The 21,106-nt window shown below is 68.9% G+C and carries 21 protein-coding genes and 2 pseudogenes; 13 read left to right on the top strand and 10 right to left on the bottom strand.

Annotation, left to right across the window (positions count from 1 at the left end):
• Positions 1–77: 77 nt before the first annotated feature.
• Positions 78–413: a DUF2516 family protein gene (locus tag ACQEWB_RS22645; RefSeq protein WP_432843949.1), complete on the top strand. Its 336-nt coding sequence runs from the start codon at positions 78–80 to the stop codon at positions 411–413.
• Between the two features lie 59 nt (positions 414–472).
• Here the strand turns inward: ACQEWB_RS22645 and ACQEWB_RS22640 are convergent, their stop codons facing one another.
• From ACQEWB_RS22640 to ACQEWB_RS22630, 3 genes are all read right to left on the bottom strand, one after another.
• Positions 473–1,780 carry a PP2C family protein-serine/threonine phosphatase gene (locus ACQEWB_RS22640; protein WP_432833810.1) on the bottom strand — a complete coding sequence of 436 codons (1,308 nt, stop codon included), beginning with the start codon at positions 1,778–1,780 and terminating at the stop codon, positions 473–475.
• Positions 1,781–2,061: 281 nt separating this feature from the next.
• Complete coding sequence (locus ACQEWB_RS22635) at positions 2,062–3,135, bottom strand: NlpC/P60 family protein (protein ID WP_432833808.1); 1,074 nt, start codon at positions 3,133–3,135, stop codon at positions 2,062–2,064.
• Positions 3,136–3,338: 203 nt separating this feature from the next.
• Positions 3,339–4,151 carry a class I SAM-dependent methyltransferase gene (locus ACQEWB_RS22630; RefSeq protein WP_432833806.1) on the bottom strand — a complete coding sequence of 271 codons (813 nt, stop codon included), beginning with the start codon at positions 4,149–4,151 and terminating at the stop codon, positions 3,339–3,341.
• Positions 4,152–4,361: 210 nt separating this feature from the next.
• On the opposite strand from ACQEWB_RS22630, the gene mshA reads away from it, so the two are divergent.
• From mshA to ACQEWB_RS22615, 3 genes are all read left to right on the top strand, one after another.
• Positions 4,362–5,702, top strand: a complete 1,341-nt coding sequence (gene mshA, locus ACQEWB_RS22625) for a D-inositol-3-phosphate glycosyltransferase (RefSeq protein WP_432833804.1) — start codon at positions 4,362–4,364, stop codon at positions 5,700–5,702.
• Positions 5,695–6,186: a YbjN domain-containing protein gene (locus tag ACQEWB_RS22620; RefSeq protein WP_432833802.1), complete on the top strand. Its 492-nt coding sequence runs from the start codon at positions 5,695–5,697 to the stop codon at positions 6,184–6,186. Before mshA ends, ACQEWB_RS22620 begins: the two co-directional genes overlap by 8 nt.
• A gap of 97 nt (positions 6,187–6,283) precedes the next feature.
• Positions 6,284–7,933, top strand: a complete 1,650-nt coding sequence (locus ACQEWB_RS22615; RefSeq protein ID WP_432833800.1) for a glycosyl hydrolase family 28-related protein — start codon at positions 6,284–6,286, stop codon at positions 7,931–7,933.
• A 1-nt stretch (position 7,934) separates the two neighbouring features.
• Here the strand turns inward: ACQEWB_RS22615 and ACQEWB_RS22610 are convergent, their stop codons facing one another.
• Both ACQEWB_RS22610 and ACQEWB_RS22605 read right to left on the bottom strand, forming a co-directional pair.
• On the bottom strand, positions 7,935–8,579 hold the full coding sequence (locus ACQEWB_RS22610) for a class I SAM-dependent methyltransferase (protein ID WP_432833798.1): 645 nt from the start codon (positions 8,577–8,579) through the stop codon (positions 7,935–7,937).
• 9 nt (positions 8,580–8,588) lie between these two features.
• The gene (locus ACQEWB_RS22605; protein WP_432833796.1) at positions 8,589–9,416 is read right to left on the bottom strand and encodes an AraC family transcriptional regulator; all 828 of its coding nucleotides are present in this window, start codon (positions 9,414–9,416) and stop codon (positions 8,589–8,591) included.
• Between the two features lie 49 nt (positions 9,417–9,465).
• On the opposite strand from ACQEWB_RS22605, the gene ACQEWB_RS22600 reads away from it, so the two are divergent.
• Together ACQEWB_RS22600 and ACQEWB_RS22595 are read left to right on the top strand one after the other, a co-directional pair.
• Positions 9,466–9,918, top strand: a complete 453-nt coding sequence (locus ACQEWB_RS22600; RefSeq protein WP_432833794.1) for a DUF2000 family protein — start codon at positions 9,466–9,468, stop codon at positions 9,916–9,918.
• Between the two features lie 323 nt (positions 9,919–10,241).
• The gene (locus ACQEWB_RS22595; RefSeq protein WP_432833792.1) at positions 10,242–10,466 is read left to right on the top strand and encodes a hypothetical protein; all 225 of its coding nucleotides are present in this window, start codon (positions 10,242–10,244) and stop codon (positions 10,464–10,466) included.
• Positions 10,467–10,547: 81 nt separating this feature from the next.
• Here ACQEWB_RS22595 and ACQEWB_RS22590 read toward each other — a convergent pair whose 3' ends face one another.
• On the bottom strand, positions 10,548–11,804 hold the full coding sequence (locus ACQEWB_RS22590; protein ID WP_432833790.1) for an MDR family MFS transporter: 1,257 nt from the start codon (positions 11,802–11,804) through the stop codon (positions 10,548–10,550).
• A gap of 185 nt (positions 11,805–11,989) precedes the next feature.
• Between ACQEWB_RS22590 and ACQEWB_RS22585 the strand changes: the two genes are divergently transcribed.
• Together ACQEWB_RS22585 and ACQEWB_RS22580 are read left to right on the top strand one after the other, a co-directional pair.
• The gene (locus ACQEWB_RS22585) at positions 11,990–12,751 is read left to right on the top strand and encodes a phosphoglyceromutase (protein WP_432833788.1); all 762 of its coding nucleotides are present in this window, start codon (positions 11,990–11,992) and stop codon (positions 12,749–12,751) included.
• A 190-nt stretch (positions 12,752–12,941) separates the two neighbouring features.
• Complete coding sequence (locus tag ACQEWB_RS22580; protein ID WP_432833786.1) at positions 12,942–13,730, top strand: hypothetical protein; 789 nt, start codon at positions 12,942–12,944, stop codon at positions 13,728–13,730.
• Between the two features lie 95 nt (positions 13,731–13,825).
• Here ACQEWB_RS22580 and ACQEWB_RS22575 read toward each other — a convergent pair.
• Positions 13,826–14,761 (bottom strand): annotated as a pseudogene (locus tag ACQEWB_RS22575) (tyrosine-type recombinase/integrase); the annotation flags it as partial.
• Positions 14,762–15,078: 317 nt separating this feature from the next.
• On the opposite strand from ACQEWB_RS22575, the pseudogene ACQEWB_RS22570 reads away from it, so the two are divergent.
• From ACQEWB_RS22570 to ACQEWB_RS22560, 3 genes and pseudogenes are all read left to right on the top strand, one after another.
• Positions 15,079–15,958: pseudogene (locus ACQEWB_RS22570) on the top strand (IS5 family transposase).
• A 170-nt stretch (positions 15,959–16,128) separates the two neighbouring features.
• Complete coding sequence (locus ACQEWB_RS22565) at positions 16,129–16,611, top strand: hypothetical protein (RefSeq protein ID WP_432833784.1); 483 nt, start codon at positions 16,129–16,131, stop codon at positions 16,609–16,611.
• 220 nt (positions 16,612–16,831) lie between these two features.
• The gene (locus tag ACQEWB_RS22560; protein WP_432833782.1) at positions 16,832–17,383 is read left to right on the top strand and encodes a hypothetical protein; all 552 of its coding nucleotides are present in this window, start codon (positions 16,832–16,834) and stop codon (positions 17,381–17,383) included.
• Positions 17,384–18,029: 646 nt separating this feature from the next.
• Here ACQEWB_RS22560 and ACQEWB_RS22555 read toward each other — a convergent pair.
• Positions 18,030–18,482: a hypothetical protein gene (locus tag ACQEWB_RS22555; RefSeq protein WP_432833780.1), complete on the bottom strand. Its 453-nt coding sequence runs from the start codon at positions 18,480–18,482 to the stop codon at positions 18,030–18,032.
• Between the two features lie 268 nt (positions 18,483–18,750).
• Here ACQEWB_RS22555 and ACQEWB_RS22550 point away from each other — a divergent pair, with 268 nt between their 5' ends.
• On the top strand, positions 18,751–19,797 hold the full coding sequence (locus tag ACQEWB_RS22550; protein WP_432833778.1) for a M4 family metallopeptidase: 1,047 nt from the start codon (positions 18,751–18,753) through the stop codon (positions 19,795–19,797).
• A 68-nt stretch (positions 19,798–19,865) separates the two neighbouring features.
• Here the strand turns inward: ACQEWB_RS22550 and ACQEWB_RS22545 are convergent, their stop codons facing one another.
• Positions 19,866–20,114: an SCO4226 family nickel-binding protein gene (locus ACQEWB_RS22545; RefSeq protein WP_432833776.1), complete on the bottom strand. Its 249-nt coding sequence runs from the start codon at positions 20,112–20,114 to the stop codon at positions 19,866–19,868.
• Positions 20,115–20,213: 99 nt separating this feature from the next.
• Between ACQEWB_RS22545 and ACQEWB_RS22540 the strand changes: the two genes are divergently transcribed.
• Positions 20,214–20,768 carry a hypothetical protein gene (locus ACQEWB_RS22540; RefSeq protein ID WP_432833774.1) on the top strand — a complete coding sequence of 185 codons (555 nt, stop codon included), beginning with the start codon at positions 20,214–20,216 and terminating at the stop codon, positions 20,766–20,768.
• Positions 20,769–20,864: 96 nt separating this feature from the next.
• Here the strand turns inward: ACQEWB_RS22540 and ACQEWB_RS22535 are convergent, their stop codons facing one another.
• Positions 20,865–21,017, bottom strand: a complete 153-nt coding sequence (locus tag ACQEWB_RS22535) for a hypothetical protein (RefSeq protein WP_185124092.1) — start codon at positions 21,015–21,017, stop codon at positions 20,865–20,867.
• Positions 21,018–21,106: the final 89 nt, after the last annotated feature.

Below are 21,106 nucleotides of genomic sequence, written 5' to 3'. Positions count from 1 at the left end.
TCGATGTGGTGGATCGACTCGAACGGGTACGGTGACCGCGTAATGACAAGCCGAGTCTGGTGGTGGACGTTGTGCTGATGCAGGGGTTCGCAGGGTTCATGTGGCTGCTGAGCATGGCCCTGATCCTTTTCAGCGCCTTCGCGCTGATCGACGCAGCCACGCGCCGCGAGGACGCCTACCGCGCGGCCGACAAGAAGACCAAGCCTTTCTGGCTGATCATCCTGGGCCTGGCCTTCGTGGTGAACCTGATCTTCAACATCCTGTCGTTCCTGCCCATCATTGGCCTGGTCGCGACCATCGTGTACATGGTGGATGTCAGGCCTGCGCTGCGCGGACTTCCGGGCGGCGGCCGCAACAACAGGCGGGGTTCGAGCAGCGACGGTCCTTACGGGCCGTACAACGGCGGCCGGTGACATAGGAACGCCCCGAGCAGGAACGCCCCGAGCGGGAGCGCCCCGTCAGGGGCGCCGGGTCACCTCTCCCGGTCGAGCAGCAACACCGCCACGTCGTCCGTCAGCTCGCCCCCGTTGAGCTCCCGTACCTCGTTCACCGCGGCCCGCAGCAACGCCTCTCCGCCCAGCCCCTCGGAGAGAAGTCGCCGGACGATCTCCACCATCCCGTCCTGACCCAGCCGTTCCAGCCGCCCCGCCCCGACCCGCCCCTCGATCAGCCCGTCGGTGTAGAGCATCAGACTCCACTCCCGCCCCAGCTCCACCTGCATCCGAGGCCACCGGGCCCCGGACAGCAGCCCGAGAGCGGGCCCGTTGTTGTCGTACGGCAGCAGCTTCGCGGGCCGCCCGGGCCGGGCGACCAACGGCGACGGATGCCCGGCGAGACACAGCCCCGCCCGACGCCCGTCCGGCGCGATGTCCACCGTGCACAGCGTCGCGAAGATCTCGTCGTCGGACCGCTCATGCTCCAGCACCTGCTGAAGCGTCCCCAGCAGTTCGTCCCCGCACAGTCCCGCCAGCGTCAGCGCCCGCCAGGCGATCCGCAGCTCGACCCCGAGCGCGGCCTCGTCCGGCCCGTGCCCGCAGACGTCACCGATCATGGCGTGCACGGTCCCGTCAGGGGTTCGTACGACGTCGTAGAAGTCCCCGCCGAGCAGCGCACGCGAGCGCCCCGGCCGGTACCGCGCGGCGAACCGCAGCGGTGAGCCGTCCAGCAGCGGCGTGGGCAGCAGCCCGCGCTCGAGGCGCCGGTTCTCCTGTGCCCGCACCCGGCCCTCGGCGAGCCGCCGTTCCGCCGTGTCGGAACGTTTCCGCTCAACGGCGTAGCGGATCGCGCGGCTCAGCAGCCGCCCGTCGAGTTCGTCCCGGAAGAGGTAGTCCTGCGCGCCCACGCGCACGGCCTCGGCGCCGCGCTCGGCGTCACCGGACGGGGCGAGGGCGAGCACGGCGTGCCGGGGCGCGAGCTCCAGCACGTGCTTGAGCACGGCGAGCTCGTCCCCGTCCTCGGCCCGGCCGGGCGCCGGCAGCGCGAGGTCGAGCAGGATGCAGTGGACGTCGTCGGTCAGCAGCCGCCCCGCCTCGGTGAGGTTGCGGGCGGTGCGGACACGGATCGGCCGGCCTGCCGAGTCCTGAAGTTCGGGCACGACGGTGGAGCCGCCGGGATCGTCCTCGATCAGCAGCAGCGTCAGCTGGGTGGTGGCGGCGTTGGTGTCGACCGTGGCTTCCTTGCTAGGGGCCGCTTCCTTGGAGGTGCCGCCTCGGTTCGCGGCCGGCGCCTGACCGCTCTCCGCGGCCGGTACTGCTCGCTGCCGCGGTATGGGTGCGGGCATCGTCTTGAGTTCCTTCCCTCCCCCCGAGGGCGCGGCGGAGCGAGGGACCTCGATCCACCGACGGGGACCATAGCGGTTGTCGGTGGGCCAGCGGAATGGTGTGAGCCACGTCGCCCGCACACCGGCCACTGTCATATGCCGCGTTCCGTACCGCAGTTGGACAGGGTGGCCCACCAGCGGGGATGACGAAGGTCACGTCCGCGGGGGGTTTGGGGACGGGGATACGTGCGCTGGGTCACGTGGTCCCGGTCACGAACCCCGGATACCCGCACCCGGAACGCTCACGCGTCCGGCCGTACCACCCCGAGGATCGGCATCGAGCCCGCGCCCGCGATCGACACGTTCCGCCCGGGCCGCGGGGCGTTCACCATCGCGCCGTCGCCGATGTACATGCCGACGTGACTGGCGTCGTCGTAATAGATGATCAGGTCGCCGGGGCGCATGTCCTTGATGTCGATGTGCTTGAGCTGCTTCCACTGCTCCTGCGAGGTGCGCGGAATGGGCCGGCCGGCGTTCGCCCAGGCCTGTGAGGTGAGCCCCGAGCAGTCGTACGAGTCGGGGCCCTCGGCGCCCCAGACGTACGGCTTTCCTATCTGCTCGGTCGCGAACTCGACGGCCTTCTTGCCCTGCTCGGAGGCCTTGCCCTTGATCTCGTCGAGGATCCCGGAGTCGAGCCAGGCGGTCTGTGCCTTGAGGGCGTCCTCCTGCTCCAGCTCGGCGAGGCGCTCCTTCTCCTTCTCCTCCAGCTGGGACTCGAGCTTCTCGGCCGCCGCGATCTGCTTCTTGATCTTCTTGCGGGCCGCGTCCTTCGCCTTGCGGCCCGCCTCCAGCTTCTTCCACTGCTCGGCGGCGTCCGCGGCGTACTGCTTCAAGTCCTGCTGGGTCTGCGTCATTTCCGCGATCAGGCCCTTGGTCGCGCGCTCGCCCTGAAGCACCCGCCCGGCTCCGTCGAGGAACTCCTGCGGGTTGTCGCTGAGCAGCAGTTGCGCCTCGTCGGGCAGGCCGCCGGTGCGGTACTGGGCGGCGGCCGCGGCGCCCGCGCGCTTCTTCAGCTCGTCCAGCTTCCGCTGGCCCTCGACGATCTCCTTGGCCAGGCCGACGATCGCGGCGGACTGCTGCTTGGAGCTCTCCTCGGCCGCGTTGTACGAGTCGGTGGCGACCGCCGCGTCGTGGTACAGCTTGTCCAGTTTGTCGCGTACGGCCTCAAGGTCCTTGGTGGACACGGCGGTCGAGGACGTCGAGGGCGAGGGGGACGGTTCGGGGCTCGCGAACGCCGTACCCGGTGCGGCCAGCACCGTGATGGCGCAGACCACCGTCACGGCCGTCGCGACCAGTCCGCGCTTGCCCGTGCCCATACGGCTCCCCCAACCTGATTTACCGTCAGTAACTTACGGACGCCTGGGGGATCGTGCCACGCCAAGGCGCAAAACGACAGAGCCAGTCCGAACTCGGACTTCCCCCTCGTCGCCGTCGTAAGCCGCCGAAAGACGATCTCCCCGCCTTTGTGACGAACGACTCGCGGAGATCGTTCCCCGCAGGTCAGGGTATGTGGGGACGGTCAGCTCCGGGGCGCCAACGCCTCCCAGGCCACGGTGACTTCACCCTGCCGCCACCGCACCGGCCCGTCCGTTACCGGCCAGTTCGCCCTCAGGTCCCGTACCGCCCGCTGCCAGCGCTGGCGGGCGCCGTAGGAGGCGTAGGGCGCGGCGGCGGCCCAGGCGCGGTCGAAGTCGCGGAGGAAGGCGTGCACCGGTTCGCCCGGGACGTTGCGGTGGATGAGAGCCTTGGGGAGGCGTTCGGCGAGGTCGGAGGGGCGGTCCAGGGAGCCGAGCCGGGTCGCGAAGGTGACCGTGCGCGGCCCCTCCGGGCCGAGCGCGACCCACACGTGCCGGCGGCCGATCTCGTCGCAGGTGCCCTCGACGAGCAGCCCGCCGCGGGAGCCTTCCGTGGCCGGCGCCAACCGCGCGCACAGCCGCCGCCAGGCCTCGGCCACCTCCGACTCGTCGTACTGGCGCAGGACGTTGGCCGCGCGGATCAGCAAGGGCCGCCGGGGGAGCGGGATCTCGAAGCCGCCGTGCCGGAAGAGGAGGCCGTCGCGCTCGTACGGCCTGGCGGCCGCGACCCTCGCCGGGTCGATCTCGATGCCGACCACGCGCGCGTGCGGGGCGGCGGTGCGCAGCCGCTGGAGCAGCTCCACGGCCGTCCAGGGGGCGGCGCCGTAGCCGAGGTCGACGGCCACGGGGTCGGTGGCGCGGCGCAGTTCGGCGCCGTGCGTGGCCGCGATCCAGCGGTCCATGCGGCGCAGGCGGTTGGGGTTGGTGGTCCCGCGCGTGACCGTGCCCACGGGGCGGTGGGTGGCGCGCGATGTCATGAGTACGAGGGTAAGCGGGTGCCCGTGGCCGCCGTGCACATCGCCCTCCGGCCGCTACGCAGACCACCCTCGAACGGTTGAGCGACCCTCGGTAATGTCTCGGTAAAAACACCCGCCCCCGGAATGGGAATCCCACCCTCCGCTGTTGGACCCCCGTGGAGGGCACCCGCACCCTCCCTCAGGCATGCCCGCTGCGAGGAGGACCGCCACGTGAGCCAGTACGTCAGCAGGCTCGGACGGCGCTCCCAGGCCGCGCCCCACCGGCTGCGCCTGCCGCACCGCCGCCCGCGCCGCGTCGCCATGCTCTCCGTGCACACCTCACCGCTCCACCAGCCGGGCACCGGCGACGCGGGCGGCATGAACGTCTACATCGTCGAGCTCGCGCAGCGCCTCGCCGCGATCAACATCGAGGTCGAGATCTTCACGCGCGCGACGACGGCCGCCCTCCCGCCGAAGGTGGAGATGGCCCCGGGCGTCCTGGTCCGCCACGTCGACGCCGGCCCCTACGAGGGCCTCGCCAAGGAGGACCTCCCCGCCCAGCTCTGCGCCTTCACGCACGGCGTGATGCAGGCCTGGGCCGGCCACCGCCCCGGCTACTACGACCTGGTCCACTCGCACTACTGGCTCTCCGGCCACGTCGGCTGGCTCGCCGCCCAGCGCTGGGGCGCTCCCCTGGTCCACGCCATGCACACCATGGCCAAGGTCAAGAACGCCAACCTGGCCGACGGCGACAGCCCCGAGCCCGCCGCCCGCGTCATCGGTGAGACCCAGATCGTCGCCGCGGCCGACCGCCTCATCGCGAACACCTCCGAGGAGGCCGACGAGCTGGTACGGCACTACAGCGCCGACCCGGACAAGGTCGCCGTCGTCCACCCGGGCGTCAACCTCGACCGCTTCCGCCCGGCCGACGGCCGCGCCGCCGCCCGCGCCCGCCTCGACCTCCCGCAGGACGCCCTGGTCCCCCTCTTCGCGGGCCGCATCCAGCCCCTGAAGGCGCCCGACATCCTCCTGCGCGCCGTCGCCGTCCTCCTCGACGAGCGCCCCGAGCTGCGCTCCCGGATGGTCGTCCCGATCGTCGGCGGCCCCAGCGGCAGCGGCCTCGCCAAGCCGGAGGGCCTGCAGAAGCTCGCCGCCCGCCTAGGCATCGCGGACGTGGTCCGCTTCCGCCCGCCGGTCGGCCAGGACCAGCTCGCCGACTGGTTCCGCGCCGCCTCCGTGCTCGTCATGCCGTCCTACAGCGAGTCCTTCGGGCTGGTCGCCATAGAGGCGCAGGCGGCCGGTACGCCGGTGCTCGCGGCCTCGGTGGGCGGGCTGCCGGTGGCCGTGCGCGACGGACGGACCGGTTTTCTCGTACGAGGTCACGATCCCGCCGAGTACGCGCGCGTGCTGCGCGCCTTCGCCGACGACCCGCACCTCACGGACCGCCTGGGCGCGGCCGCCACCCGGCACGCCCAGTCCTTCGGCTGGGACACCGCGGCCGCCGCGACGGCGGACGTCTACACGGCCGCGATGCAGTCGTACCGGCGTCGCGTACGCTCCCACCATGGCTGATGTACAGAAGGTCATCGAGGGTGTCCTGAAGGACGCCGAACTCGAATGGGAGAGCCCCGCACCAGGCAACTACGTCGTCCAGCTCCCCGGCACCCGCAAGCTGAAGACGACCCTCTCCCTCCTCGTCGGCCGCCACTCCCTCTCCCTCAACGCCTTCGTCATCCGCCACCCCGACGAGAACGAGCCCGGCGTCCACCGCTGGCTCCTGGAGCGCAACCTCAAGCTGTACGGCGTGAGTTACGCGGTCGACCGGCTCGGCGACATCTACGTCGCCGGCAAGCTCCCGCTGACCGCCGTCACCCCCGAGGAGATCGACCGCCTGCTCGGCCAGGTCCTGGAAGCGGCGGACGGCAGCTTCAACACCCTCCTCGAACTCGGCTTCGCCTCCGCGATCCGCAAGGAGTACGAGTGGCGGGTGGCGCGCGGCGAGTCGACGCGAAACCTGGACGCGTTCACTCACCTGACCCAGCGTTCTGCTGACTGACGTCTTCCCTACCCAGTGATGGCCGTGGCATGCTCACGCCCAACGCACATCTGAACGTCGTTCACATCCATGAAAGCACATGGAAGGGCGTACGGACATGGGTAACGCGCATCTCACCAGACGGGCCCTGCTCGGCGGGGCCACGGCCGTGGCCCTCGGTACGACGACCGGTACGGCACACGCTTCCAGCGCCGAAGTCCCGTCCCTCTGGCGGGAGTTCACCCGCGCCCCGTACACCCACCCGCAGATCCCGTACGTCGGCCGGGCCGGCTACCGCGGCGGGGCGGCGCGCTTCCCCCGCCGCCCCGCCGTCGCCGACGTGCGCGACTACGGCGCCGTGGCCGACGGGACCACGGACTGCGCCCCCGCGATCAACCGTGCCGTCGCCGCTGCCGGAAGGGCCGGCGGCGGCACGGTCTCCATCCCGCCGGGCACCTTCCGCATCGACGGCCTGATCCGGATCGGGTACGACAACGTGGTGCTGCGGGGTGCGGGCAGCGGCCGTACGACCCTGTACGCGACGAAGAACCTCACCGAACTCATCGGCGCGTACGGCTCCCGCTACGGCGGCACCAAGTCGTCCTGGTCCTGGGCGGGCGGGCTCATCTGGCTGGCCCCGAAGGCGCGTTGGGACTCACTGGTCACGGCGATCAAGGCGCAGGCGTGGCCGTTCGAGGGCTGGACGGGCAACAAGCGGGACGAGTGGGCGCCGTTGACGACCGTCGAGCCCGCGCGCCAGGGGGACCGGACGGTGAAGGTCGCCGACCCCTCCCACCTCCGCCCCGGCTCCCTCGTCCTCCTCCGCATCTCCGACGACCCGACGCACACCCTCCTCCAGCACATGTCGGGCGGCGGCCCGGGCCCCGCGGCGTACTACTGGACCGACAAGACCAAGCTGCTGTCGTACGTCCCCTACGAATGGCCGGTGCGCGTGGTACGCGTGCGTGGCCGCACGGTCGTACTGGAACGCCCGCTGCCGCTGGACCTGCGTCCGGAGTGGAACCCCCAATTCACCACGCACGCAAGGGAGTTGACGGGAGCCGGAGTCGAGGGCCTGACCCTTGAGGTGATGGAGACCCCGCAGTCGCCCCACCTCCTCGACAAGGGCTACAACGGCGTCGTGCTCCAGTGCACGTACGACTGCTGGGTGGACGACGTGACGGTCCGCAACGTCGACAACGGCTTCGGCCTGGTGGCCGCGTCGTCCTGCACCCTGCGCCGCACGCGTGTGGGCGGCCGGGGCGAACACCATCCGTACTTCTGCCGCGAGGGCTCGCACGACAACCTGATCGAGGACTTCACGATCGAGGAACGCACGGTCCCGGCCCCCGCCGACACCCAGCTCCACGGCATCAACGTCGAAGGCCTCTCCTCCTACAACGTCTGGTCGCGCGGCTCGATGCAGATGGGCACCTTCGACTCCCACCGCGGCCTGCCCTTCGCCAACGTCCGCACGGACATCACGGTGAACAACAACGGCCGCCACGGCGGCGACGCCAACGCGGGTCCCCTGTTCGGCGCCCGCTTCACCCACTGGAACATCCGCGTCACCAACGCCCGCGCGGGCCTGATGAAGATCGACGGCCTCGCCCCCTACTCCGCGACGGTCGGCGTCAACGAGGTCACGGACTTCGACCAGATCGACGTACCGGACTTCACGGGTGACCTCCATGCGCGCCTGGAGCTGTACCCGACGACGGGGGTCGTACGACCGCGGAACCTCCACGAGGCTCAGCGGGACCTCTAGCTCACCGGCGGCGAAGGGCGTCGTACCCGACGAACTCGAACATCCGCCGCCCGGACGGCAACGGCCGGGGCACGCCGGTGAACCGGTGGGCCCCGACGGCCTGTTCGACGGCGGGCTCGGACACCCACAGCCGCTCGAAACCACGCCCCTCCAGCCAGGAACAGACCTGCGGCACCAGGTCGGGGGCCTTGCGGTTACGCGTCCAGACGACGGTCCCGCCCGTGCGGCACAGCCGCGTGCAGTGGTCGAGGAGGCGTTCGACGTCGGTGTCGGTGACGTTTCCGAGCACGCCGCAGATCAGGACCAGGTCGGCGGGGGCGAGAGCGGTGTAGTGGTCGGTCCACGAGGCGTCGCCGGTGACGACCTCGACGTCCGGGAGGCCGGCGGACGCCGCCGCGTGCCGGGCCGCTTCCGTGTTCCGGGCGTCCAACTCGACCAGCCGTGCGCGGACTTCGCGCCGTCGTGGGTGGTCGGTGAGGGCTCCGATCAGGTCGTGGCCCTGGCCCGCGCAGACGCTGACCGCCGTGAGCGGCCCCGGTGGGGCGGTGTCGAGGGTCTCGCGGATGCGGTCCTGGACGGTCGTGAGGCGTCGTGCGAGTGGGGAGTCCGCTCTGTCGTATGTGGCGTGCCAGGCGTGCCAGTCCATGGTGGGACCCTACGGGTCGGGGCGATCGAGGCGCCGCACGTTTTCCCGCGCGTACCGTCCCGGCGTCACCCCCACCAACTTCCGGAAATGGCGGGTGAGATGGGACTGGTCGAAGAAGCCCGTGGCCGTGGCCACTTCGGTTGCCGGGAGGCCGTCGAGGAGGAGGCGGCGGGCTCGGTCCACGCGGCGGGAGTTGAGGTACTGGTGCGGGGCTATGCCGTAGGCCGTGCTGAACGCCCGTACCAGGTGGGCCGGGTGGGCGTGGACGAGGGCGGCGGCCCGGTCGAGGGTGAGGCCGTCCGTGATGTGTTCGTCGAGGAGTTCGCGGAGGTTGCGGGCCAGGGTGGGGTCCGGGCGGGGGGAGCGCGGGTGGTGGGGGCGGAGCAGAGTCGTCAGGCGGTCGGAGATCAGGGTCAGTCTGCTCTCCGCCTCCAGTTTGTCGCCGGCGTGCGTGAGCGCGGTGTGCAGCTGGGCGACTCTGCGGCGGAGCACGGGGTCGCGCAGGTCGGGGCCGTCCACCGCGGGGCCGATGAGGTCGTCGGCGAGGCGGGTGTCGTCGAGGTAGACGACCCGCTTGCGGAAGCCGTGCGGGGTGGCCGGGGAGCCGTTGTGCGGGACGTGCGGCGGCAGCAGGGTCACCGTGTCGTGCGGGGTGCCGTGCTCGTGCCGGTCGAGGTCGTACCGTACGGCCCCGTCGTCCACGATCAGCAGCGTCCACGCCTCGTGCACGTGCATCGGATAGGCGTACTCCGTGAAGTGCGCGTGGAAGACCTCCACGACACCGGGGATCCGGGGGCGCCAGGCGGAGACCTCCTGCTGGGGACGCTGACCGGCCATGCAAAGAACGTACAAGACGAGCCCGTACGACGCTCGGCAGTCTCGGAGTATGAGCGACGCACCCGACGTATCCGGCACATCCGATGCCCCCGTCCGTTTCGACACCAAGATCGCTGTAGTGCTGCGGGAGGACCTCGAGCCCTGGCAGCGGCTGAACGTCACCGCGTTCCTGGTCAGCGGCCTGGGGATGGCCGCCCCCGAGGTGATCGGGGAGAACTACGAGGACGCGGACGGCGTCCGGTACCTGCCGATGTTCCGGCAGCCGGTGCTGGTCTTCGAGGGCACGAAGGAGACGCTGACCGCGGCCCACGCGCGCGTGCTCTCCCGCAGCCTCCCGCGCGCGGTCTTCACCTCCGACCTGTTCGCGACCGGCAACGACCGCGACAACCGGGCGGCCGTGCGGGCGGTGGGGACGGGGGAGCTGGATCTGGTGGGGATCGCGGTGTACGGCCCGAAGAACGCGGTGGACAAGGTCGTCAAGGGGGCGCGGATGCATCCGTGACGGCGGCTGCGACCGAATCTGCACAGTGAATGCGCAACCGCGTGATGGACGGGGACCGTTGGGGCGGAGTTGTCCCGTTCGCGTCCGCACCGGCAATGCCTGTCCGCCCGCTGTGTCCCGCCGTGTGTAGAGAACCCGGCACCAACTCGTGTGCACGTCACCACGGTTCGGTCGCCGACCTGCCCAACTGCCCTGCCGGGACCGGGATCGGACTGGATGACCCGCACGCCGCGTGGTTTGATCCTGCGCACCGCGGCCCTCCGTCTGTCCCCCCAGCGGACCCGCCCCCCACTGTGGAACATCACGCGAAGGGAAGTCCCCCCATGAACTCCGCTCCCCAGGTCCACACCCTCGAGATCTCCGACGCCGAGCTCGACACCGTCTCCGGTGGCGTGAGCCCCTCGATCTCCGTCACCGCCGGCTCGACGACGCTCAGCAGCGACGCCCTCCTCGCCCAGGTCGACTCGGTCAAGGCCACGGCCCTGGGCGCCCTCGGCGGCGTCACCGGCGCCCTTCCCACCCAGGTCGGGGTGAACGTCAGCATCTGATCGACGCCACGGCAGCGGGCCCCTACCGGAGGAGAAGTCCGGTGAGGGGCCCGTCGCCGTGTGTGCAGGGGGGCGCCGTGGTCAGCCCGCGGCAACCTCGGCCTTGACCGGCACGGTCCGTTCCGCGGCCGACTGTTCCTCCTCCGGCAGCCGCCGCATCAGAACCCCGTACCCCAGCGCCGCCACCGTGCCGACCACCGCGCACAGCCCCCACAGCCACTCCGCCCCGAAGTGGTCGATGGTGAAGCCGGACATCAGCGGGGCGACCAGCGCCGCGACCGACCAGGAGAGCGTGTACATGCCCTGGTAGCGGCCGCGGCCGTGCACGGGGGAGAGGCGGACGACCAGGCCGGTCTGGGTCGGCGCGTTGATCATCTCGCCGAGGGTCCAGACGCAGACGGTCATCGCGAACACGCCGACCGACCCGGCGAAGGCGGTGAGCCCGAAGCCGTATCCCGCGAGGAGAGCGGAGACGACGAGCAGCCGTCGTGGGTCCCGGTGTTCGATGAAGCGGGTGACCGGGATCTGCAGCGCGACGATCAGTACGCCGTTGACGGCGATCGCCATGCCGTAGTCGGCGGGCGTGAAGCCGGCGTCGCCCATCGCGACCGGCAGACCGACCGAGCCCTGCTGGAAGACGAGGGCGACCAGGAAGGACAGACCGACGACGGCCATGTACCGCCCGTCGCGCAGCACCGTACCGAGCCCGACCTGGTCCGCGGCCTTCTCCACCGCCGTGCGCTGCGGCCGGGACTCGGGCAGCTTCAGGAAGACGACCACGGCGCATACGGCGGTCATGGCGGCCTCGATCAGGAAGCCGGCGAGGTAGCTGTACTCGGCGATGAAACCGGCGCCCGCGGAGGAGACCGCGAAGCCGAGGTTGATGGCCCAGTAGTTGAGGGAGAAGGCCCGTACCCGGTCCTCGGGCCGCACGATGTCGGCCATCATCGCCTGCACGGCGGGCCGGGAGGCGTTCGAGGCCATGCCGACCAGGAACGCGACCGCGGCGATGGCGACCGGGTCGTGCACCAGGCCGAGCAGTGCGACGGAGACGGCGGTGGCGGACTGGGCGACCAGAAGGGTGGGCCGCCGTCCGAGCCGGTCGGTCATCACGCCCGCACCGATGGAGGAGACGACCCCGCCGAGGCCGTACAGGGAGGCGACGAGGCCGGCGTAGGAGGCGGAGTAGCCGCGGTCGAGCGTGAGATAGAGCGCCATGAAGGTGGCGACGAACGCGCCGAGCCGGTTGACGAGGGTGCTGGTCCACAGCCACCAGAACGCCCGGGGGAGTCCGGAGACGGTCTCCCGGGCGGCACGTCTGAGACTGGCTACGGACATGGAGGACCCCCGGGACGGCTCGGACGGTGTAAGCGGCAGATGGCGCAAGCGCGACTTACGAAGAACTTACGAGGAACCTACGAAGACGGGGTCGTCCCCGGCCACTCAATTAACAGATGCCGTCAATCGTCCGGCAGCTGGGCGGGCCCGCCGCGGGGTCGAATGAGTGGATTACGCTCTGACCCATGGCCGACGCACCGTACAAGCTGATCCTCCTCCGCCACGGCGAGAGCGAGTGGAACGCGAAGAACCTGTTCACCGGCTGGGTGGACGTGAACCTCAACGAGAAGGGCGAGAAGGAGGCAGTCCGCGGTGGCGAGCTCCTGAAGGACGCCGACCTTCTCCCCGACGTGGTCCACACGTCACTCCAGAAGCGCGCGATCCGCACGGCCCAGCTGGCCCTCGAATCCGCGGACCGCCACTGGATCCCGGTCCACCGCTCGTGGCGCCTGAACGAGCGCCACTACGGCGCCCTCCAGGGCAAGGACAAGGCGCAGACCCTCGCGGAGTTCGGCGAGGAGCAGTTCATGCTGTGGCGCCGCTCCTACGACACCCCGCCGCCCCCGCTGTCCGACGACTCGGAGTTCTCCCAGTCCGCGGACCCGCGCTACGCCTCCATCCCCCCGGAGCTGCGCCCGCGCACGGAGTGCCTGAAGGACGTCGTGGTCCGCATGCTCCCGTACTGGTACGACGGCATCGTCCCCGACCTCCTCTCGGGCCGCACGGTCCTGGTCGCGGCCCACGGCAACAGCCTCCGCGCCCTGGTCAAGCACCTGGACGGCATCTCGGACGCGGACATCGCGGGCCTGAACATCCCGACGGGCATCCCGCTGTACTACGAGCTGGACGCGGACTTCAACCCGGTGACGCCGGGCGGACGTTACCTGGACCCGGAGGCGGCTGCGGCGGCCATCGAGGCGGTCAAGAACCAGGGCAAGAAGAAGTAGGGTTTGTGATCATGCCTCCCACCTGCGCATACGGCGTGGGAGGGAGGCATTTTCATGCGCTGGAACCTCTCTGGAACCTAGGTCTTCAAGGTCCTGAAGCCGAAGCGTCCTGCCGAGAGCTTGGCATGAGACGTGCGTACATCTTGAGGGTCGGACAGGCGGGAGGTGCTGCACCCATAGGGTCAATCTCATGTCACAGGATGAGGCTGCACTTGAGGCAGAGCCCACTGACGGTCCGTCGGTGCCACTGACGCGCCTGGAGCGGACGTTGGCGGGTGGGATGGGACTTCTAATGATCGGCGGCGGCACTGCAGCCGTATTTACGCGAAAGGTTGAAGCTGGACCAACAGCTTTGATCACTGTTGGGGCCCTGCTAGTCGTGATTGCTATTTCCGGAGTTTCTGTCAAGCGAGCCAAGATCGGCGACAATGAGATCACGCTGCATAATCGGCAGGCGGCCGCTCTGCAGATTTCTCGCACGCCAGCCGACGAACTAGATGCGGCCCTAAGCGTGTTGGCGGCCTATGATCCGGCTGCTGTCACGGACCCTAGCATTCGAATGGCGATTTCCGGCGCCTACACATCTGCCGTCCTCTCTAGCTTGGAGAGGAAGTTCGGCTCGAAGGTCTCAAAGCCGAGGCACTCATTTGATGCAGAAGTTGCACTCGATGTCGGAATGGTTGCCGTTGAAATCCAGCATTTTCAATCGGCCGAACGGAACGTCCGACTCCAGCTCAGAGGTAAGGTGAAGAACTTTGTGAGTCGGATCGAGCGGGGTGAGGTTGAATGTCGGCGAATTGCGATCCTCAGTAATATCGATGTCCCGCCCTCGCTGCAGCAGCAGATTGATCAATCGCTGGCAAGTGAGCTCGAAGCTAATAATCTCCCTCGTGTGCGTTTGAGGTTTATTATCTTGGAAAATCCTTCCGATGAAGAGGAGATTAGTCGAAAGCTGTCGGCCGCATTTTCCAGTCGCTAACCACAGGGTCAGAAGGAGTGGGAACAGAGAATGTCTCCCGCCTGCGCATACGCGCGGGCGGGAGACATTGCCACGCTTGAAATTCCTTCGGAACCCTAGCCTTTGTGGTCTTGCGGCCGGAGAGCTTGCCCGAGAGTTTTTCGGGCCCGATCTCGGCTGCTCGGCATTAGGTGCGCGTAGACCTTCAGCGTCAGCCCTGGGTCCGAATGCCCAAGGTACTCCGCCAGGGCTTTGATGCTCTCCCCGGCGTCCAAGAGCACGGACGCGTAGAAGTGACGGAGCGCGTGCATGCCGTGCTCGCGGGCGCCGACGTGTTCGCGGCTCTTGGCCTTCGGAATCACGCCTGCCTTAGCGAGCGCTGGCTTCCAGTGGTCCTCGTTCAGCGACGTACGCCAGATGTGTCCGCCGTTGGGGCCCGAGAAGATGAGCCGACGGGTCACGGGAAGGCCGTTCGCTCGCATCCACGGCAGCTTGATCTCCACAGGCGGGTATTTCTTGATGTGCTCCTGTAGCGCCTCCGCCACGGGGTCGGGGAGAGGCACATCGCGGAGCTTGCCGCCCTTCGGGGGCGCGAAGACGGCCTTGCTCAGGCTCAGCTTGAGTTGCTGCACCACGTGCAGAGTGCCGTTGTCGAAGTCGATGTCATCTACGGATAGCCCGAGGATCTCCCCTTGCCACAGGCCGCATCCGGCGCCCACGTCGACCATGGGCCGAAACCGTTCGACCATGGCGGTGCGCACGGCGAAGACGCGCTCTGGCGCCCATGGAACGACGCGGCGTGAGCCCATGGCCGGCGGGGTCACCGTGCGAGAGTTGCAGGGGTTCCGGCGTAGGCATCCGTCCTCCACGGCGGCGGAGAGCACGGCACGGACGTTGGAGAAGATGACGCGGGCGTACGAGCCGGACATGCCCGTCTCTTCGAACTCCCGGATGTGGCTCGGCTGGAACGACCCGATGCGGGGGAAGGCGTGCAGCTTGAGCTGAGACTCCATCGATGCACGGGTGTTGGGGTCGCCGCTCTGGCTCGCGAGGGGTGCCTGCTATCGGTGCCGCTAACGTTAGCGGGCCTAACGACTCAGGGCGAGTGTCGGCCCCGCACAAGCAAGAGGAGCACCCCGCCGCGCGTGCTCCTCTTGCTCGTGTGGGCGATAGAGGTCCGCGACGCGGTCACGGTGAATCCTGCCAGGCGCAGAATTCGAGAGGTTCCGAAGACAGCCCTCTACCATCTAGCGTTCTGGTCAGAGATGGTGCAGGCCGCTAGCGAGACCTCCAGTGGTAGAGGGCCCGGCCTCTAGGGCCTGTCCGGCGGATCATGTGACTGTCGGGTGGCCTGCTCGTTGATGTCGGCGTGGGGCGGGGTGATCTGACGAACGCGGAGTGGGTGCGGCTGGAGCCGCATCTGCCTCCGTCCGGGCGGCGTGGCGGCCGGTGGAACGACCACCGCTCGGTGGTCAACGGGATCCTGTTCCGGGTCCGCACCGGCATACCGTGGCGCGACCTGCCCGAGCGTTTCGGCAGCTGGAAGACCGTCTATGAACGCCACCGGCGCTGGTCGGCGGACGGCACGTGGGACCGGATCCTCACGGCCGTCCAGGCGGATGCCGACCTGGCCGGCCGGATCGACTGGAGCATGGTCGGTGTGGATTCGACGTCCTGGCGTGCTCATCAGCACGCGGCCGGCGCCCGCAAGACCAAGCCGCGCGTCCCGAAAAAAGGACCACGCCCCGAAACCATCGCCCCGATGAGGGACTTGGACGGTCCGGGGCGGCCTGACCTGCAAAATCCACCTCGCAGGCGAAGGCGGATGCCGCCCCCTGGCCCTGCTCGTCACCCCCGGCCAGTTCGGTGACGCTCCGCAGATGATCGAGGTCCTCAGCCGCATCCGCGTTCCCCGCCCCCAGGGCGGACACCCACGCACCCGCCCCGGCCACCTCAGCGGCGACAAGGCATACAGCTCCCGCCGAAACCGCCGCTACCTGCGAAGACGTCAGATCAAGCACACCATCCCGGAGCCGAAGGACCAGCGGGCCCACCGCAAACGACGCGGCAGCAAGGGCGGCCGGCCCGCCGGCTTCGACAGCGAAATCTACAGACGCCGCAACGAGGTCGAGCGGACCATCAACCGGCTCAAGAACTCCCGGGCCGTCGCGACCCGTTACGACAAGCGGGCCTACGTCTTCCACGGCACCGTCACCACCGCAGCCATCAAGCTATGGCTCCGACCATGATCCGCCGGACAGAACCTAGCGCTAGAGGCCGATCCCGCCCGCCGGTGTGAGGGTGGAAGCGCTCGACCAGACGAGGCCGCGGTGCCCGTCTGATGCGGCCATCCATACCGGCGCGTCACAGATGCGTCACCGCTCCGCTTCACAAAGTAGTCGCCTGTCACGCTGCCCTCATGGCAGATGACAAGTTCCTTCGGGCGCTCGGCGAGATCACCGTCGAGGCGTCAGCTCTCGAATACTGCGTGGCCTACCTCGTCACAGTGGCGCGAGGCCATGACAAATCCGAACTAGCGTCCATCCTGAAGCGCGTTGGTGCCGCGCGGAACGAACTCTTGAAGCTCTGCCAAGAAATCCGGGCGGATCGAGGTGAGGACGACGGGCTGTTCAAGGATCTCGTCAGCCTGGAGAAGCGGATGTCCAGAACACTCTGGGAACGCAACCGTCTGGTTCACGCCGTTGAGGTACTACGGCTTACTGACCGCCTCTCCGAAGCTGAGTTGGCGATGTGGCACCCGAGGACCGACACAGATCTACAGGTCAGCGAGAAGGAGCTACGGTCGCTCGTCTGCAAGCTTCGCGATGTAGCGGGAATGGCGCTGCGGATGACACACCGCTTCAACACGCCCAAGCAGCCGGGACAGACGGACGCTGGTTGACCAAGGGGACGGTGGCTTGCCTCATGCGCAGGGAGCGGAGACTGTCATCGGGTGCACGTCCTGGGCACCTGCCCGCGCACACCCGCATGGTGATCGGCTACACGATCACGCGGGACCACCCCAGGCCTTTGGGACCGTCCGACGAGTCACGCGAAGGACCGGGTGGTTGATGGTTCCTTCCCATGTGGGGTGGGGTGTTCTTGCGGCAGCATTACCAGCCATGGACTCAACCGTCATCGCCGCAGTAATCGCCACTCCTACGGCCATCCTCGCAGCAGCCACCGCCTACGCCGCTGGGCGCGCCCAGGCACGCGGCGCGCACCGGGGACCCGTGGACGCGATACGCCGGCAGCACCAGCGGGAGACGTACGCCGCCTTCCTCGCCACCGCCCACACCTTCGCAGACGAGACCAACTACCTCGTGCGCATGCCTGAAGTGGTCAGACAGCAAGCCGCGAGCGGACGGCCGGAGCCGGATGATCCTCTGTGGCTGCCCCGGACGACTCTCGGACTTATGGCGGCTTCGGACATGACCCCCTTGCGCAACCGAGGCGCCGTCGTCAGCTTGGAAGGCCCTGCATTCATCGCAGCAGCCGCAACCCAGGTACAGAGCGCTGCCCTGCACACGCTCAACATCGCGAGCGCGATCTGCGGAACGCTCACCGAATGGGCTCCGTCAGGCAACGAACTGACCCAGCTCCACAGGGAGCTACGCCAGGCGATTGAGGCCTTCACCCTGGCGGCACGTGACCACCTCAATGCCAGCGAATGACACGGACCCACTCCCCGTGTGAAGATCACCCCGCCCCGTACGGGCCGGTACGACCAACGGCTAGGCCCCTCGCCTGACCCATCGAAGTCCCTCACGCTAGAGGCCATGAGGGGCCCGGAGCCGGGACCTGTCTGGAACCTCCGAGGTCAACCAGCAACGACAGACAACGACCGCCAACGACCGCTGGACCGCAGGTCAGTTGAGATGAGCACCCCTCTGATCAGCCCCAAAAACTGGGCGGTCGAAACCCAGGGCAAGAAGAAGTAGGCTTTGTGATCATGCCCCTGACCTGTGCGTATGGCGCGAGTCAGGGGCGTTTTCATGCCGTCGGGGTCCGCACCCCAGCAGCTGTCGGAGTCTGCACCCCCAGCAGCTAAGCGACGCGCCTCCCGCTGTCGCCGAGAACCTCTGCCGCCGCCGCGCGGAGGCCTTTCACGGCCTGTTACAGCAGGTGTTCGCGCTCGACGACGAGCGCTGTGTCCGCGGCTGTGCGGGAGGTGCCGCCGACGTGGGCGTCCCGGGCCATCCGCCGGGGCCTCGGACTCACGGAGCACGAGACGTTCGGTCCCGATCGGGGCAACTGGCCAGGGGACGGGGCCGAGTTCACTCATGGCCGGCAACCTATCGGAGGCCCGCGGAACGCCGTCTAAGGCAGGAAGACCCAGGTGTAGACGGAGCCGGCCAGGGCGACCACGACGCTCACGTACATCACCCACTTGGTGAAGTCCTGGCCGAGGTACGTGGGCGGGGCCGCGCGGCTCTCGAGCTCTCGCTGATGCAGGCGGAGTTTCTCCGTTCCCAGCGCGTCGGCCAGACGGTCCTGCAGTTCGGCGACGGCATCGGCAGCCAACTCCGCCGACCGGTGGCACCGCGTGGCCTCCTGCTCGACCGCGACGAAGATGCCGGCCGTCCCCGCGCTCACGAAGCCGGCCAGGCCGTACAGCTTCGCCTGGATGGCGGCGCCGTACAGCGCTCCCGAGATGGCGAGGCACAGCATGAGGATCTGAAGCAGGGTCAACGCCCGGCTTCGGCGGTTCTCGTACCAACGCCACGCGTGGTCCAGCGCGATGGCCAGCGTCTCCCGCTCCCCCTCGGTCATCGCCACACGATCGCACCGCCAGGACCCGGTCCACAACGCCGTGCGGCGGTTGATTGTCGGGAAGGCCCCGGTGGCGACGGGAATTACCGGGATCCCTGTTCCTGGAGTTCCCAAGGCGGGGAATTGCGAATTCCGCAAAGTCGGTCAATTTTACGGTGGGGCGGGCCGTCGACAGGTCGTTGGCGCGGGTGTAGCCATGAAGGCAGTCCACATCGCTCGGGGAGGATTCTTCATGGGGTATGTGTGCTCGTTCGTTCCCGCTCACGTGTTGGATCACATCGCGCAGGTCCATGCGCGCGAAGGCCTTGATCCGACCGACGCCCAACGGTCCGCCGTCGTTTCGGAGCAATTCCGCCGGACCCGGCTCCAGGCACCCGTGCTCGCGCCCAACTCGCCCGCCCCGCCGGAGATTCACGAGCTGACGGAAGGGCTGATCGAGGGGATACAGATCCCCAAGCCCGGGACCGCCGGCGTCATCGTCTACGACGACCTCAACCAGTGGAAGTACAACGTCAAGGCTGTCCGCGGTGAAGGCGACCCCGCCGTGCCGGGGCAGAACGCCAACGACGCCTACGACCACATGCACAAGGTGCTGGCGTACTACCGGGAAAGGCTCGGGCGTAATTCCCTCGACAATTCCGGGCTGAACGTCATCGCCAACGTCAATTACGGCGTCGGCTTCGACAACGCCTTCTTCGACCCGGCCGCACTCCTCATGGTTTTCGGCAACGGCAGCAATGTCGTCTTCCGGGACCTGACGGCAGACATCGACGTCGCGGCCCATGAACTCACCCACGGCGTCACCCAATTCACCAGCGCGCTGAACTACACGCCCGACCAGAGCGGCGCCCTCAACGAGTCGTTCAGCGACATGCTCGGCTCGGCGATCGACGCCTGGGCCAACGGCAAGGACGCCGACAACCACGACTGGCTCATCGGCGACGACATCATGGCCCCGAAGCTGGTCGGCGAGGCCCTGCGCAACATGGCGGAGCCGGGCACCGCGTACGACAACCCCGTCATGGGGCGCGACCCGCAGCCGCGCGACATGAGCGGCTACTTCCAGCCCGCCGACCCGCACCTGATGTCGGGCATCACCAACCGCTGGTTCTATCTCGTCTGCCGCGAGATCGGCATCGACGAGGGCACCCTGATCATGTATCAGACGCTCCAGAACCTCTGGCCCACGGCGAAGTTCAAGGACGCGGCGTCGGTCGCCGCGGCACAGGCGGCGATCCTCGCCACCAACAAGAAGGTGTCCCGCGAGGCACCCCAGGTGGTCCGGGCCGCGGCCCGACAGCAGGGCATTTGGTGACAGTCAGTACCTGACGGCCAGTACCGCCGGCAGCCCCCTACCCGCCGTGGGTGGAGGGCTGCCCGGCGTCAGACCGTCAGCGGCACCGGCACGACCTCGTCCGCCCGGTGCCCCGCCCGCTCGTGGATGCGCTGCACCGCTTCGGCCGACGGCGCCTCGGAGAGGCAGTACACCGTGCCGGACTCCGGATCCGCCCAGGCCTTCTCGAAGTGCACGCCCTCGTCCTTCTCTATGGCCAGGTCGGCGTTGTGGGCCTCCCGCAGCTGGTCGGCGGTGATGCCCTTCATCCCGTGGTGTACGTCCATGAACTGAGCCATGGCCCGCACCTCCTTTCCACCTTTCCCCTTCCATGCTGCGCCCCTCCGCCGACCCCGGCGAGCGCTAACGTGGCCGGACGATCAGGGGAGGGGACGTACATGCGGCGGGCGCGATGGGCGGTCGGCGGCACGGCGGTCGTCGGGGTGCTGCTCGTAGGCGGTTGGTGGATCGCATACGGCGACCAGGGGCATCCGTTCGGCGACGGGCGGGCCTGCGCGGGCAGCGACGTACCGCTTCAGCAGGCGCTCGACGGCGTGCGGCTCGGGCTTCCCGAGGGTGCCGAGGACGTGCACTACGTCACGCACGCGACCGCACCCGAGGGCGATGTCCGGGTGGCGGTGGCCTTCCGCAGCACACGGCGGGCCATGCAGACGTATCTGAGCGAGAACCGGATCGTCACCAAGGGCCTCGACACCCTCGACGACGGGCGGTTCGAGAACGGGGACGTGGGCGCGGAGCCGAAGACGCTGGGAATGTGCGGGGGAGTGAAGGTGATCCTGGGGCCCGCGGTCGGCATCGAGAAGAAGGTGGACGTCGGCGGCGCCGCGGAGTACGTCGACATCGCGATGCAGCTCTCCGACGACCTGTCCGGCAGCATCCGGACCCCGACGGACGTCCTGATCACCGTGCGGAACGCGCCCTTCTGGGGCTGAGCCCGCCCCTGGGATGCCGAAAGGCCCCGGCGACCTCGGTCACCGGGGCCCTTCACCGTCGTATGTGAACCGTCGTAAGAGAACCGTCGTATGCGATCAGCCGCACTGACACGGATTGCCCGACTGGCACCCGCAGCCGCAGCCCGAGCCGCAGCCGCACGCGCCGAAGAGCGGGAGGCTCTTGATCTCGGCGGGCTGGTCCGTCTCGCGCTCCTGCGTCGGGTCGGGCGTGGTGGGGGCTTCGGCCATGAATCCTCCTGGAGACCTAGAGGCTGGTGCCGGATCGGGAGACTGGTGCCTCGCCCATTGCATGCCCGTTCCGCCGGACCCATCAACAG

The organism is Streptomyces sp. CA-249302 (assembly GCF_050936785.1).
Lineage (GTDB): Bacteria > Actinomycetota > Actinomycetes > Streptomycetales > Streptomycetaceae > Streptomyces.
The sequence above is the reverse complement of the archived record's forward strand: the minus strand, read 5'-3'. Positions and strand labels throughout refer to the sequence as shown.